This window comes from Gordonia sp. DT218, assembly GCF_049847105.1.
In the GTDB taxonomy this organism is placed as follows: Bacteria; Actinomycetota; Actinomycetes; order Mycobacteriales; family Mycobacteriaceae; genus Gordonia.
Genome location: NZ_JBNCNS010000005.1, coordinates 290,269 through 305,001, shown reverse-complemented (window position 1 = coordinate 305,001; position 14,733 = coordinate 290,269). Strand labels below are relative to the sequence as shown.

At 68.0% G+C, this 14,733-nt stretch carries 13 protein-coding genes; 7 read left to right on the top strand and 6 right to left on the bottom strand.

Annotated elements, in window-relative coordinates:
* Positions 1-165 precede the first annotated feature (165 nt).
* The 4 genes from ACPXCG_RS19695 to ACPXCG_RS19680 all read left to right on the top strand — a co-directional run bounded on the left by ACPXCG_RS19695 (position 166) and on the right by ACPXCG_RS19680 (position 4,484).
* Entirely contained in the window at positions 166-936 is a 771-nt protein-coding gene (locus ACPXCG_RS19695; RefSeq protein ID WP_425793800.1) for a DeoR/GlpR family DNA-binding transcription regulator, read from the top strand.
* Positions 937-973: 37 nt separating this feature from the next.
* Entirely contained in the window at positions 974-1,939 is a 966-nt protein-coding gene (locus ACPXCG_RS19690; RefSeq protein ID WP_425794010.1) for a 1-phosphofructokinase family hexose kinase, read from the top strand.
* A gap of 103 nt (positions 1,940-2,042) precedes the next feature.
* The gene (locus tag ACPXCG_RS19685) at positions 2,043-4,121 is read left to right on the top strand and encodes a PTS fructose transporter subunit IIABC (protein WP_425793799.1); all 2,079 of its coding nucleotides are present in this window, start codon (positions 2,043-2,045) and stop codon (positions 4,119-4,121) included.
* 102 nt (positions 4,122-4,223) lie between these two features.
* Positions 4,224-4,484, top strand: a complete 261-nt coding sequence (locus ACPXCG_RS19680; protein ID WP_425793798.1) for an HPr family phosphocarrier protein — start codon at positions 4,224-4,226, stop codon at positions 4,482-4,484.
* 233 nt (positions 4,485-4,717) lie between these two features.
* On the opposite strand, the gene hflX is transcribed toward ACPXCG_RS19680, so the two are convergent.
* From hflX to ACPXCG_RS19660, 4 genes are all read right to left on the bottom strand, one after another.
* Entirely contained in the window at positions 4,718-6,229 is a 1,512-nt protein-coding gene (gene hflX / locus ACPXCG_RS19675; protein WP_425793797.1) for a GTPase HflX, read from the bottom strand.
* Positions 6,230-6,304: 75 nt separating this feature from the next.
* Entirely contained in the window at positions 6,305-7,258 is a 954-nt protein-coding gene (gene dapF / locus ACPXCG_RS19670; protein ID WP_425793796.1) for a diaminopimelate epimerase, read from the bottom strand.
* A 45-nt stretch (positions 7,259-7,303) separates the two neighbouring features.
* The gene (gene miaA, locus ACPXCG_RS19665) at positions 7,304-8,215 is read right to left on the bottom strand and encodes a tRNA (adenosine(37)-N6)-dimethylallyltransferase MiaA (RefSeq protein WP_425793794.1); all 912 of its coding nucleotides are present in this window, start codon (positions 8,213-8,215) and stop codon (positions 7,304-7,306) included.
* The gene (locus tag ACPXCG_RS19660) at positions 8,212-8,937 is read right to left on the bottom strand and encodes a hypothetical protein (protein ID WP_425793792.1); all 726 of its coding nucleotides are present in this window, start codon (positions 8,935-8,937) and stop codon (positions 8,212-8,214) included. Before ACPXCG_RS19660 ends, miaA begins: the two co-directional genes overlap by 4 nt.
* Before the next feature lie 195 nt (positions 8,938-9,132).
* Here ACPXCG_RS19660 and ACPXCG_RS19655 point away from each other — a divergent pair, with 195 nt between their 5' ends.
* A complete protein-coding gene (locus ACPXCG_RS19655; RefSeq protein WP_425793791.1) occupies positions 9,133-10,557 on the top strand; it encodes a DUF349 domain-containing protein in 1,425 nt (474 codons plus the stop codon).
* Positions 10,558-10,575: 18 nt separating this feature from the next.
* Here ACPXCG_RS19655 and ACPXCG_RS19650 read toward each other — a convergent pair whose 3' ends face one another.
* Together ACPXCG_RS19650 and miaB are read right to left on the bottom strand one after the other, a co-directional pair.
* Entirely contained in the window at positions 10,576-11,229 is a 654-nt protein-coding gene (locus ACPXCG_RS19650) for a hypothetical protein (protein ID WP_425793790.1), read from the bottom strand.
* Entirely contained in the window at positions 11,229-12,809 is a 1,581-nt protein-coding gene (gene miaB, locus ACPXCG_RS19645; RefSeq protein ID WP_425793789.1) for a tRNA (N6-isopentenyl adenosine(37)-C2)-methylthiotransferase MiaB, read from the bottom strand. The genes ACPXCG_RS19650 and miaB overlap by 1 nt, the downstream gene beginning before the upstream one ends.
* Before the next feature lie 156 nt (positions 12,810-12,965).
* On the opposite strand from miaB, the gene ACPXCG_RS19640 reads away from it, so the two are divergent.
* The gene (locus ACPXCG_RS19640) at positions 12,966-13,694 is read left to right on the top strand and encodes an amino acid ABC transporter ATP-binding protein (RefSeq protein ID WP_425794008.1); all 729 of its coding nucleotides are present in this window, start codon (positions 12,966-12,968) and stop codon (positions 13,692-13,694) included.
* A gap of 1 nt (position 13,695) precedes the next feature.
* Complete coding sequence (locus tag ACPXCG_RS19635) at positions 13,696-14,724, top strand: glutamate ABC transporter substrate-binding protein (RefSeq protein WP_425793788.1); 1,029 nt, start codon at positions 13,696-13,698, stop codon at positions 14,722-14,724.
* The last annotated feature ends 9 nt before the right edge of the window (positions 14,725-14,733 follow it).

Genomic DNA, 14,733 nt, shown 5'->3' with positions numbered 1-14,733 from the left:
AGGACTTACCGGCCTGTCTCGAACAGCGGGTCCTGTGGGTAATGAGCCCGCACTGAAGGTTATGTGATTCAAGTTACAAGAAAACCTTGACTTGTCAACATAAACAGGCGTAAACACAGATATAGCAACATACAAATCCACAGATTCCAACAGACGAGGACTTCCGTGTACGCCGAAGAACGTCAGCAGGCGATCGCCGATCAGGTGCGGGCCAACGGCCGCGCATCCGTCGCCGCGTTGGCCACGCTGTTCGACGTGACCAGTGAGACGGTCCGTCGGGACCTCGCGACCCTCGAACGCGCAGGACATCTCCAGCGGGTACACGGCGGTGCGGTTCGGCCGGGCTCCACACCGGTGTTCGGTGAGCTGGGCATCGACGAACGACAGATGACCCACACGCATGAAAAGGTCGCCATCGGCCGAGCGGCGATCCGGTTCCTCCCACCGGACGGTGGTTCTGTCTTCTTCGACGCCGGCACCACCACCTTCCAGGCCGCCCTCGCCCTGCCACGTGACCGCCGTCTGACCCTGATCACCCACAGCATCCCCATCGCCGCGGCGCTGGCCGGCCACCACTCGTCGGGCCTCCATGTCCTGGGCGGCCGTGTCCGCGGACTCACACAGGCGACCGTGGGCTCCGAGACGGTGGCGGCCCTGGAGCGACTACGCATCTCGACGGCCTTCGTCGGTGCGAACGGGATCAGCGAGTCACACGGACTCTCCACACCCGATCCGGACGAGGCCGCCATCAAGGCAGCGATCGTCAGGGTTGCCAATCGCGTAGTGGTGCTTTCCGATTCATCAAAGATCGATCGCGAGGACCTGTCCTCGTTCGCCGATCTCGCAGATATCGACGTGCTGGTCACCGACGCCGGGATCGACCCGGCCACCTCCGCGGCCCTGTCGGTCCGCGGAATCGATGTCGTGATCGCGTGACCGAGAGGACCCCATGACACGACCATCAGCGGATCCGGTGATCGTTACTGTCACCGCCAACCCGAGCCTCGACCGGACCCTCGAGCTAGCCGCACCGCTCAGTCGCGGAGAGGTGCAGCGCGCGACATCGGTGCGTGCCGAACCCGGCGGCAAGGGTGTCAACGTCGCGCGGGTGGTATCCGAGGCAGGTCTGTCGACCCTTGCCCTCCTGCCCGCGCGGACCAGCGACCCGCTGCTCACCGCACTCGACACGGTCGGCCTCCCCTATCTCGCGCTGCCGATCGACGGCGACGTCCGATCCAACGTCACGGTCGCCGACCCCGACGGCACGACCACCAAGATCAATGCACCCGGCTTCCGCCTCGACCCCGCCGAGGCACATGCCCTCGTCGATCTCGTCGTCGAGAATGCGCGCGGCGCGAGCTGGGTGGCACTGTGCGGGTCACTGCCGCCGGGGCCGTCCGACAACTGGTATCGAACCGTCATCGACGAGCTCGACGGACAGCAGTGCCGCGTCGCGGTGGACACCTCCGGCGGCCCGTTGTCGGCGACCGTCCGGGGTCGGGTGGACCTACTGAAGCCCAACGACGAGGAACTGGCCGAGGCCACCGGCGCGGATCCCGCACGTCTCGTCGCCGCGACGTCACGAGGTGACTACGAGCCACTGCTCGCCGCGGCGCGCACCCTCGTGGACCGGACCGGGGCCGCCGTCCTCGCCACCCTCGGCGCCACCGGGGCGATCCTGGTCACCGACACCGGAAACTGGTTTGCCACACCGCCACCGATCGTGCCTCGCAGTACCGTCGGCGCCGGGGACTCGGCGCTCGCCGGCTATCTGATCGCCGAGACCCGCGGCGCAGCGGAACCGGATCGGCTCCGCTCGGCGGTCGCCTATGGCTCGGCCGCCACCGCTCTCGCCGGCACTCAGCCGCCTGCACCGGGTCAGCTCGATCTCGCCGGGGTGACGGTCACCGACCTCTCCGGAGCCGCCCGGGTCGGATGACACTCGACGATCGCATGCACGGGCTCGTTCCCGCCGAACGGCCTGCCACCATCAAGCCTCCACGAACACGACGACCGCACATCCCGATGTAGAAGGAAATCCGATGTCCGAACAGATCATCACGACGCAGACGGTGAGTCTCGACGTCGACGCGGGCGCCGACCCGGCTGCCGTGATCGGCTATCTCGCCGAAGCACTCCAGGCCGCAGGCCGCACCACCGATGCCGCCGATCTCACCCGTGGAGCGCTCGCCCGTGAGGCGAAGTCCGCGACCGGACTGCCCGGTGGTATCGCGATCCCGCACGCCCGCGCCGAGTCGGTCACCGAGGCCAGTCTCGCGATGGCGCGGCTGTCCGCCAAGGTCGACTTCGGGGCACCCGACGGCCCGGCAGACCTCGTGTTCCTCATCGCCGCGCCGTCCGGCGGAGCGTCCGAACACATGAAGCTGCTGAGCTCCCTGGCACGTTCACTGGTCCGCCCCGATTTCGTCGCGTCACTTCGCGAAGCCGAGAGCGATGACCGTGTGGTGCAACTCGTCGATCAGGCGATCAATCCCGCACCCGCACAACCGGTGGCATCCACTGCCGCGGCCACCGGCGCGGCCACCGCACCAGCGGCCGGCGCCTCGCCCCCGACACCCGAGCCTGCCGGCCCCGAGCGCAAGTCGATCGTCGCGATCACTGCGTGTCCGACCGGGATCGCGCACACCTACATGGCGGCAGATGCCCTCAAGTACGCGGCCGAACGCGCCGACATCGACTTCCACGTGGAGACTCAGGGGTCCTCGGCGACAACCGCATTCGATCCGCAGGTGATCGCGAACGCGGACGCAGTCATCTTCGCCACCGACGTCGAGGTGAAGGGCAAAGAACGTTTCCACGGCAAGCCTGTCATCTCCTCCGGAGTCAAGCGGGCGATCAACGAGCCCGACGAAATGATCGCCGAAGCGGTTGCAGCCTCGGATAATCCGAACGCCGCAGTGGTGGCGGGCTCCGGCGACGGCGTCCCGGACAGCACAGCGGAAGCCGGCGGCGTCGGATTCGGCAAACAGGTCCAGCAGGCACTGATGACCGGCGTCAGCTACATGATCCCGTTCGTCGCCGCCGGCGGTCTACTCATGGCTCTCGCCTTCCTCCCGTTCCTCGGCGGCTACGAGATCGCGAACTCGACACTCGACACGTCCGGTGCGCTCAATGACGGACAGTTCATCGCGCTGAACAACAGTCTGTGGGATCTGCCGGCAGGCGGCCTCGGCCAATACATCGGCGCGGTGTTGTTCGCCGTCGGTGGTCTCGCCATGAGCATGCTGGTCCCGGTCCTGGCCGGCTACATCTCGTTCGCCATCGCCGATCGACCCGGTATCGCACCCGGTTTCGTCGCGGGACTGGTGTCGGTCGCCGTCGGTGCCAGTTTCATCGGTGGTCTGGTCGGCGGTCTCATCGCCGGTGTCGCCTGTTTCTGGATCGCCCGACTCCCGTTGCCGCAGTGGGCGCGAGGGCTGATGCCGGTGGTGATCATCCCGCTGTTGGGCAGCTTGATCATCGGCGTCCTCCTGTACATGCTGCTCGGCAAGCCGCTCGCGTGGGTCACCGATCAGATGACCGACGGCCTCAACAGCATGTCCGGCGGCTCGGCGATCATCCTGGGCATCGTGCTCGGCCTGATGATGTGCTTCGACCTCGGCGGCCCGGTCAACAAGGCGGCGTATCTGTTCGCCACCGCGGGCCTCGCGATCGGCGGCAATGCACAGCTGGAGATCATGGCCGCGGTGATGTGCGCAGGCATGGTCCCGCCGCTGGCGCTGGCCCTGGCCACCGTGCTGCGCCCGAAGCTGTTCACCGAGCCGGAGCGTGAGAACGGCAAGGCCGCATGGCTGCTCGGTGCATCGTTCATCTCCGAGGGCGCGATCCCGTTCGCGGCGACCGACCCGTTCCGCGTGATCCCGTCGATGATGGCCGGCGGCGCACTGTCCGGTGCGCTGATCATGGCGTTCGGAGTCACCCAGCGCGCTCCGCACGGCGGCATCTTCGTGTTCTTCACGATGAACCACTGGGTCCTGTTCCTGGTGGCGCTGGCCGCCGGAACGGCGTTGTCCGCGTTCCTCGTCGTCGCGGCCAAGCAATGGAATACGGCCCGGAAAGAGGCGACGACCGTACCCGAACTGGAGACCGTCGCAGCCTGAGCTGATCGGCCAAGCCGTACCACGTCGTCGCGAAACGCGTGCACAATCGTCGTCAGCGACACTATTCAGACATCACCACCAAATGAGTGAGGAGACACCCACATGCCCAGCACCACCGTCGCCGTCGGCTCCGCCGTCGGACTGCACGCCCGCCCCGCGACGATCATCGCCGAGGCGGTCGCGGACGCCGGCACCGCGGTCACCATCGGCCTCGAGGGCGGAGACCCGGTGGATGCCGGTTCGGCTCTGATGATCATGACGCTCGGCGCCGAGAAGGGCACCAACGTCGTGGTCACCGCCGAGGATCAGAACACCCTCGATGCGATCGCCACCCTGGTCGCGAAGGATCTCGACGCCGACTGAGGTCGGCGCCCTCCCGAGCGGTTCCCGCCTCCCGTCGCCGAGGGCTCGGAATCCCGCCGTCCGCTCACGGATTCACGTCGAGCGTGCGGAGAATCCTGTCGATCGCGCGCACCATTCCGTCGAGCGTGCGTGGGCATCAGTGCCTACGCCCGCTCGGCGGATTTCTGTGCCCGCTCGGCGGATTTCTGTGCCCGCTCGATGGAATTCTGGGCCCGGTCGGCGGATTGGCTACATCACCGTGCGGTCGTGACCGTGAGATCGTCGAGCGCGCCCGCGAAGGCGGCGGGGACGCGCACCCTCATCCGGGTGCCGTTCGCGGTGTGTTCGCTCGACACCACCTCGCCCTCCTCGTGAATCCGCGACACCACGTCACCACGGGTGTACGGCACGTCGATCGTCAGCTCCACGTCGGAGCGCCCGATGAACTCGCGGAGCCGGTCGAACAGCTCCGGCAGTCCCTCACCGGTGCGCGCCGACACGAACACCGCATCGCCGAACGCCCCGCGCAGTTCGGCCATCCTGGTGGCGTCGACGGCGTCGATCTTGTTGATGACCAACAGCTCCGGCGGCGGCGCGGCGCCCTCCTCGGCGACCACTTCGTTGATCACCTGGCGGACGGCCGAGATCTGTTCGGCGGGAAAGGCATCCGCACCGTCGACGACGTGGAGCACCAGGTCGGCGTCGACCACCTCCTCCAGCGTCGAGCGAAACGCCTCGACGAGCTGCGTCGGCAGGTGCCGCACGAATCCGACGGTGTCGGTGAACACCACTGCGCGCCCGTCGTCGAGGGTGGCGCGACGGGTGGTGGGGTCGAGGGTGGCGAACAGTGCGTCCTGCACCAGCGCTCCTGACCCGGTCATCGCGTTGACGAGACTCGACTTGCCGGCGTTCGTGTATCCGGCGACCGTCAGCCGCGGGATGGCGTTGCGTTCCCGCGCCGCGCGCATCACGGTGCGCGACTTTTTCATCCCGCGGATCTCGCGACGCAGCTTCGCCATCCGCTCACGGATGCGCCGACGATCCGTCTCGATCTTCGTCTCGCCCGGACCACGCAGGCCCACCCCACCGTTGCTTCCCGCGCGTCCACCCGCCTGGCGCGACATCGACTCGCCCCACCCGCGCAGTCGGGGCAGCATGTACTCCATCTGGGCGAGGGACACCTGGGCTTTGCCCTCGCGCGACGTCGCGTGCTGGGCGAAGATGTCGAGGATCAGGGCCGTGCGGTCGATGACCTTGACCTTGACGATTTTCTCCAGCGCGGTGAGCTGGGCCGGGGTGAGTTCGCCGTCGCAGATCACCGTGTCGGCCCCGGAGGTGAGCACGGCCTCGCGGAGTTCCTCGGCCTTTCCGGACCCGATATAGGTGGCCGAGTCGGGCCGTGATCGCCGCTGGATCAGCGCGTCGAGAACCTCCGAGCCGGCCGTCTCGGCGAGCGCGGCGAGTTCGACCATGCTGGCGCGCGCCTGGGCGGCACTACCCTCGGTCCAGACACCGACCAGCACGACGCGTTCGAGTCGCAGCTGCCGGTACTCGACCTCGGTGACGTCTGTGAGTTCGGTCGACAGTCCGGCGACACGCTGCAGCGAGGCGCGCTCGGAGAGCTGGAGCTCACCCGTCGTGGGTTGGGCCAGACCGCGGAGGATGTCGCGGCCGGCACCCGGCTCGGTGGCGGTCTCGGGGAGGTCGGTGAGATCGTCGTCGTCCGGGGTGGACAGGGAAAATGGTGTGGATGCTGATTCGGTCATAGGCAAGACCATGATCTCACGTCATGGGACCACTCAGCACCTGGATTTCCGGTGACCGCCGGGTGGCCGCCGAGATCAGTCCTGGAGCCGGTCCCAACCGGCCCGCAGTTCCCCGTCCGCGACCAGCATCGACGGTCCGCGCAGGTGGGAACCGTCCGCCCGGATGCCCACCTCGACGCGACCACCGGGCACGGAGATGCACAGGGTGCCGGTGGACTGGCCACCGGCGGCCAGAACCGCGACTCCGGCCGCCACCAGGCCGGTCCCGCAACTGCGCGTCTCGCCCACACCGCGCTCGAAAACCCGCATCGCCGCGGGTAGACGTCCACGCTTGTCCACAGGCCCGGCGGGCGTCACCAGCTCCACATTGGCCCCGTGTGGAAAGGCCTGGCCGTCGATCTCGACCCCCGCGGTGAAGTCGACAGTCGCGAGGTCGGCGGCGGTCATGTCCGGCACCACGCAGGCCAGGTGCGGATTGCCCACATCGACCATCGCACCGCGATACGCGTCGTCGCCGATCCGCACCATCGATTCACCGTCCAGACGCACCTTCCCCATCTCGACGGTCACGTCGGCGCGGACGTCGTCGTGGCTGTGCACGATCACCGGTCGGGCACCGGCACGCGACCCGACGGTGAACTCGTCGTCGGAGACCAGACCCGAGGCCCGCAGGTGGTGGGCGAACACCCGCACACCGTTCCCGCACATCTCGGCGACCGATCCGTCGGCGTTGCGGTAGTCCATGAACCAGTCGTCGGGCGCGACACCGCCGGGCAGCGCGGTCAGCACTCCCCGCTCCACCAGGGCGGCCGAGCGCACCACCCGCAGAAGTCCGTCCGCGCCGATGCCGCGCCGACGGTCGCACAGCGCCGCCACCACGGGCTCGGTCAATTCGAGGTCGGCCGCCGGGTCGGTGAGGATGACAAAGTCGTTCTGGGTACCGTGCCCCTTGACGAAACGCCGACGGTCGGAGGCCGGTTCGGGCCGGGCGGTGGACTGTGCAGTGGAAGTGGACTGTGTCGCCGTCACCCGATCCAGGGTACGGGCCTGCTGTCGGACCCGGCCACGCACCGATCAGCCGTGGCCGATCGCGCGGAGTGCGGCACCGATCAGGTCGGGTTCTGCAGCGTCGAGCCATCCGATGCGATGGTCGCGGCGGAACCACGAACGCTGCCGGCGGACGTAACGCCGCGTCCCGATGAAGGTGAGTTCCTCGGCCGTCGCCATGTCGTGTTCGCCGTCGAGAGCCGCGAGGACCTGTGCATATCCGATGGCCCGGGAGGCCGTCCGCCCCTCGCGCAGACCGACCTCACAGAGATCTCGCACCTCCGTTTCCAACCCACCCGCGAACATCTGCCGGGTGCGCAACCGGATCCGCTCGTCCAGGGCGCCGGTCTCCCGGTCGAGTGCGAGAATCCGCGTACCCCATCGCGGGTCCCCGATGGTGGGTGCCGACGCCGCGAACGGTTCACCGGTGATCTCGACGACCTCGAGGGCGCGCACGATCCGTCGTCCGTCGGTGGCGAGGATGGACGCGGCGGCCTGCGGGTCGACCTCGGCGAGACGCTGATGGAGACGGGCCACCCCGACATCGGCGAGCATCGCCTCGTACTTCGCCCGCACGTCGGCGTCGGTTGCCGGGAAGTGCCAATCGTCCAGCAGCCCTTGGATGTACATCATCGACCCGCCGACCAGGATCGGGGTCCGGCCCGCCGTGAGCAGCGTCTCCACGTCGGCGGCGGCGGACTGCTGATACCGCGCGACGGTCGCCGTCTCGGTCACGTCCAGGACATCGATCTGATGGTGCGGGATGCCGCGACGCTCGCGCGCCGTCAGTTTCGCCGTGCCGATGTCCATCCCGCGGTACTGCTGCATCGCGTCGAGATTGACGATCTCGCCGTCGAGTCGCTCCGCGAGGTCGAGCGCGAGATCCGACTTGCCGCTCGCAGTGGGACCGACGACCGCGACCGGAATCGGAGCGGTCATTGTGGTGTCCAGACCGCGACCACGTAACCGACCCCGAATGGCGCGCGCGCGTATCGGAGTTCGCCGCGCATCGTACGACCGGCGCAGAGCGCTGCGGCGACCTGCCAGGCCGGTCGCCCGCCCACGCCCTCGGCGACGCACACCTCGGGATCGAGCCCGGCGAGCGCTGCGGCGTCGGCGGAGCCGAGCGCGTCGTCGATGAGCTGCTGGAGACGGACGGCCGATTCCCGCAGTCCGCCGCCGGGCGCCCGCGGCGACAACGAGATCGCACCGTCGCCGACCACGAGGACCCCGATCCGCTCCGACTGGCCGTCGACACGCCCGGCGACCTCTGCACCCAACTGCGCACACTGTTCGGGCGTCGCGCCGGCTGCCACCGGGACGGGCGTGACGACCCCGGCCCCGGCCTCGGCACGGAGCCAGCCCGCGATGAGCAACGACAACGGCAGGCCGCGGGTGTCGCCCGGTCGACCACCGACATCACCCGCGCCGAGGAATACCGGAACGTCGACCCCATAGGGCAGAAAGGTCCCGGCCGTGCCGACCTGGTCGACGCCGGTATCGGTGGCGCCGATCGCGATCCACGTCGACGCCGTCACGGCCAGATCTCGGCCCGCGGCCCGGGTCGCGGCGCGCACCTCGTCGGTGTCGACGGCGAGCGGGCCGGACAGAGCCGGCACCAGCAGAGGAGCACTCGGCACGAACACCACGGACGCCAGCACGACCACGACGCTAGTCGAGCGATGAGGCGCGCTCAGCACCGGCATCGCGGTGCAATGTCGTGGCAGCGGCCCCACGAAGAGCTCTGACCTGTTTGAATGGTGAGACCTCCGTGTCGACGCCGGGCGCCACAGAGGTATCGATGCGACGGCAGCCGTGACGCGCGGCAACCAACCTGCGGGAGAGGGCACCTGCACATGACTGATCCGACCGATCCGACGAATGCCTCCGAGGTGACGGAGTCGACGACCCCTGCCGACACCGCGGCGACAGGTAGTCCGTCGCCGTCCGCAGAGCAAGCGACGCCACCACCGCGGCCGAGACCGGGGCCGAAACCCGGTCCCCGGCCCGGCCCACACCCACGACCGAGCGAGTTGCCCCCGGTGCCGACCCCCGTCCCGCACGGGGACCCGCACCAGTTCGGACGAATCGACGCGGACGGTGTGGTCTGGCTCAAGGCGGCCGGCGGTGAACGGGAGATCGGGTCCTGGCAAGCGGGTTCGGTCGAGGACGGCCTCGCCCATTTCGCGCGCAAGTTCGACGACCTCGCCACCGAGGTGGAGATCCTCGAGGAACGCCTCGCTGCGCGGTCCGGCGATCCGCGGAAGGCCCAGGCGGCCGCCCAACACCTGCTCGACGCGCTGCCGACGGCGGCGGTCATCGGCGACGTGGCGGCACTCGAGGAGCGGTTGAACCTGATCGTCGGGAGTGCCGACGAGGTGGCCGACTCGATCAAGTCCGAGCGGGACCGGCTGCGCACCGAGGCGATCGCGCGCAAGGAGGTGCTGGCCGCCGAAGCCGAGGAGATCGGCTCCGACTCGACACAGTGGAAAGCGGCCGGCGACCGGCTCCGCGCGATTCTCGACGAGTGGAAGACCATCAAGGGAGTCGATCGCAAGACCGACGATGCCCTGTGGAAGCGCTACGCCAAGGCGCGGGACGCCTTCAACCGTCGTCGCGGCGCCCATTTCGCCGAACTCGACCGTGAGCGGGCCGGTGCCAAGGCCCGCAAGGAAGAGCTGATCGCGCGCGCCGAGGAACTCTCCGACTCCACCGACTGGGGTCCGACTTCGGGGAAGTTCCGCGAGCTCCTCGGCGAATGGAAGGCGGCCGGGCGTGCCCCGCGCGACGCCGACGATGCCTTGTGGCAGCGGTTCAAGGCCGCCCAGGACGTGTTCTTCTCGGCACGCAACGCCGCCACGTCCGAGCGGGACAGCGAGTTCGCGGCCAACGCCACGGCAAAGGTCGCCCTCCTCGACGCCGCCGAGAAGACCATCAACCCGTCGTCGGATCTCGACGCCGCGCGCCGCGAGTTCCGGGCGTTCCGCGAAAAGTGGGATGAGATCGGCAAGGTACCGCGTGAACAGATGAGCGGCCTCGAGGGCCGTGCCCGTGCGCTGGAGAAGCGGATTCGCGACGCCGAAGACGCCCAGTGGCAGCGCACCGACCCCGAGGCCCAGGCGCGGGCCGCCCAGTTCGCGGATCGTGCGGCCCAGTTCGAGGATCAGGCCCGCAAGGCCGAGGAGCGCGGCAAGGCCAAGGACGCCGCCAAGCTCCGCGACCAGGCGGCGCAGTGGAAAGAATGGGCCGACGCCGCGGCCAGCGCGATCGCCGACCGCTGACCGGTAGCGCTCGAACTCTCAGTTGTCCTGACCGGGTTTGCGCTGCAACGAGCGCGCCAGGGCGTCGCGGGTCGCTGCTTCCTTGCGCCGCTCTTCCTCGAGTGCCAGGTGATAGGTGCTGCGGGCCCACACGACGCGGGCCCAGTGGAAGGTGAGCACCAAGACGGCCAGCCAGCCGATGATCAGCCCGATACCCACGCCCGACGGCGGTTGGATGCCACCGACGCCCGGCGTGTTCCGCGACCACCAGGCGAGCATTCCGGCCACACACGCGATCGCGTTGCCACACAGCGCAATCCACGCGATGATCCAGCGACGTGTCAGCAACGCCAGAACCGAGGCGCCGATCCCGAAGATGGCAACGAAATAGACGAACACCTTCGAGGTGATCGTGACCCGCTCGGCCACCGCGTCCGGGGAGAACGTGAGCACGTCGATGCCGCTCGCGGAGCCGGTGTGCGGCAGCACGAGCGAGAGCATCGCCACGAGGACCGCCACGGCGACCACCAGGGCTCGCATGCCGGGATCGATCTCACCGGCGACCTTGCGTTCGGCCTTGCGCAGATCTCCTTCGTACTCCGCGAAGCGGCCCGCATCGGTCGCGTTGTCGCGGTCGGGGGGAACCTCGGCCCCGTCCGTTCCGTCCTCCGGACGGTCACTCGCGTCGGCCATCAGCCACAACCTCCTGCACATCCGGTGGCGCTCGGTTCGACAGGCGCCGCACCGATCGTCGGTAAACCGAGTCCGACTCCGACCGGCGGTGTCGTCGGCGTGCGGCTCGTCTCGTGGGCATCTCCGGCCCGGGTCCGGCGGTGCGTCACCACCCCCGCATCGGCGATGAGATGGTGTGGGGCAGCACCGGTCACGTGGGTCGTCACCACGTCACCAGGACGGATCACGTCGCTCCCGTCCCGCTCCCCCGCGGCGAAATGGACGAGACGTCCGTCGCGCGCCCGGCCTGTCATCCGCCGGGTGTGCGCCGATTTCCGACCGTCGTCGGCGACGACGAGCAGTTCGACCTCGGTACCGACGATGGCCCGGTTCTCGGTGAGACAGATCTCCTCCTGCAGGGCGATCAACCGTCGGTAGCGCTCCCCGACCACCTCCGGCGGGACCTGGTCCGGCATCGAGGCGGCCGGCGTTCCGGGACGCGGCGAGTACTGGAAGGTGAACGCGCTGGAGAACCGGGCCGCGGCAACCACGTCGAGCGTCTGCTGGAAGTCCTCCTCGGTCTCACCCGGGAAGCCGACGATGATGTCGGTGGTGATCGCGGCGTGTGGCATGGCCGTCCGCACCTTGTCGAGGATGCCGAGGAATTTGCGCTGCCGGTAGCTGCGCCGCATCGACTTCAGGATGCGGTCGGAGCCCGATTGCAGCGGCATGTGCAACTGCGGGCAGACATTGGGCGTCTGCGCCATCGCCTCGATGACGTCGTCGGTGAATTCGGCCGGATGCGGTGACGTGAACCGGACGCGCTCGAGCCCTTCGATGCTCCCGCAGGCACGCAGCAGCTCCGCGAAGGCGCCACGGTTGCGGGGCTGGTCGGGATCTGCGAACGACATCCCGTATGCGTTCACGTTCTGACCGAGCAGGGTCACCTCGCTGACGCCCTGGTCGACGAGCGCCTGCACCTCGGCCAGGACTTCGCCCGGTCTGCGGTCGACCTCCTTGCCGCGCAGCGACGGCACGATACAGAACGTGCAGGTGTTGTTGCAGCCGACGGAGACCGACACCCAACCGGAGTAGGCGGAGTCACGCTTGGCCGGCAGGGTCGACGGGAACCGTTCGAGTGATTCGAGGATCTCGACCTGCGCCGACTCGTTGTGCCGCGCGCGCTCGAGCAATGCGGGCAACGAGCCGATGTTGTGCGTGCCGAACACGACGTCGACCCACGGCGCCTTGCGCAGCACCGTGTCCTTGTCCTTCTGCGCGAGACACCCGCCGACCGCGATCTGCATGCCGGGGCGCTCCGACTTCGCGGGCGCGAGATGTGACAGGTTTCCGTACAGCTTGTTGTCCGCGTTCTCCCGGATGGCACAGGTGTTGAACACGACCAGATCGGCATCGGCGTCGTCGGGCGCCTTGGTGTATCCGGCGGCCTCCAGGAGGCCTGCGATACGTTCCGAATCGTGCACGTTCATCTGACAGCCGTACGTCCGCACCTGATAGCTGCGGGCGGGTGCGGCAACGTCTGACCCGACGCCGGCTCCGGCGTCACGGGCGCCACGCCGCTCGGACAACTCGATACTCACGCCTCCCAGGGTACGGGCCTGCGCAAATCCGCTTTTCGACACTCGGACGGCCGATGAACAGGACGCGCCGCCCCGCTCACACTAGGCTGATCCCTTATGACCGATTCGCCGATCGAGGAACCCGCGACGACCGAGCCGACGGCCGGGTCACAGCCGATGATCGTCATGAAAGACGTTCAGAAGCATTTCGGATCACTGCACGTGCTGCGCGACATCAACCTCGAGGTTCCGGCCGGGCAGGTTGTCGTGGTGCTCGGCCCATCGGGCTCGGGCAAGTCGACCCTGTGCCGCACCATCAACCGCCTCGAGCCCGTCGACAGCGGTGAGATCTACGTCGAGGGCAAGCTGCTGCCCGACGAGGGCAAGGATCTCGCTCGTCTGCGCGCCGACGTCGGGATGGTGTTCCAGTCCTTCAATCTGTTCGCGCACAAGACAATCCTGCAGAATGTGACGCTCGCCCCGACCAAGGTGCGCAAGAAGAGCAAGGCCGATGCCAACAAACGTGCACTCGAACTTCTCGAACGCGTCGGCATCGAGAGTCAGAAGGACAAATACCCCGCCCAGCTGTCCGGCGGCCAGCAGCAGCGTGTCGCCATCGCGCGGTCGCTCGCGATGGCCCCGAAGATCATGCTCTTCGACGAGCCCACGTCGGCGCTCGACCCTGAGATGGTCAACGAGGTTCTCGACGTGATGGTCTCCCTCGCCAAGGAGGGGATGACGATGATCGTTGTGACCCACGAGATGGGCTTCGCGCGCAAGGCGGCCGATCGGGTGATCTTCATGGCCGACGGTGCGATCGTGGAGGATTCCGACCCGGAGAGCTTCTTCTCCAATCCCCGATCCGAACGCGCCCGCGATTTCCTCGGGAAGATCCTGGGCCACTGACATGGGGTCCACATCACCATCGACGTCGGTTCGTCGTGCGCACCGGGCCACCGGTATCGGAATCCTCACCCTCACTCTTGCGCTCGTCGCCGGAGCACTGGCCGGGTGCGGCAACACCGATCCGCGCAACCTGCTCGACTCGATCCGCAGTGGCTCGGTTGTCCTGGGCACCAAATACGACCAGCCCGGCCTCGGTATCCGGAACCCGGACAAGTCCGTCACCGGATTCGATCCGTCGGTCTCGACCTTTGTCGTGAATCACATCGCCGATTCGTTGGGTGTCAAACATCCCGAGATCCGGTGGCGCGAAACACCGTCGGCGCAGCGCGAGACCTTGATCGACAACGGCGAGGTGGACATGATCGCGGCCACCTACTCGATCACCCCCGCCCGGGCGAAGGAGGTCGCCTTCGCCGGGCCCTACCTGATCAATTACCAGGGTCTACTCGTCCGCGACGACGACAACTCGATCTCCTCCCTGACCGACCTGAACGCCGGGAAGAAGCTTTGTTCGGTCACCGGCTCGACTCCCGCCCAGAACGTCAAGGCGCAGCTGCCCAACGTGCAGTTACAGGAGTACGACTCCTACTCGTCATGTGTGGAGGCGCTGCGCCGCGGCAAGGTCGACGCGCTGACCACCGACGAGGTGATCCTGGCAGGTTATGCCAACTTCTTCCCCGACGAGTTCAAACTGGTGGGCATGTCCTATCCGGAGGACGCATGTGTGAAGGACGCGCTGAAGAAGGCCGGCACGCCGTTTTCTACCGAGTACTACGGGGTCGGTATGGCCAAGGAGCATCCCGATGCCGTGGCCAAGGTCAACGAGGCGATAGACGCGATGCTCGTCCCCGGCCCGGATGGCCAGTCCCCTTGGGATCGGGCGCTCCGCGACGCCATCGGCAACGAGACGGTGGACTCGATGATCGCCCGGGCCGACAGCCCCGACTCGAAATACAAGTTCGCCCCCGATCCGGGGAATCTCGAGTTCCTCGATTCCACTTCCACCCCGTGCCCGCCGGGCCTGAGCTGACGAGGAAGG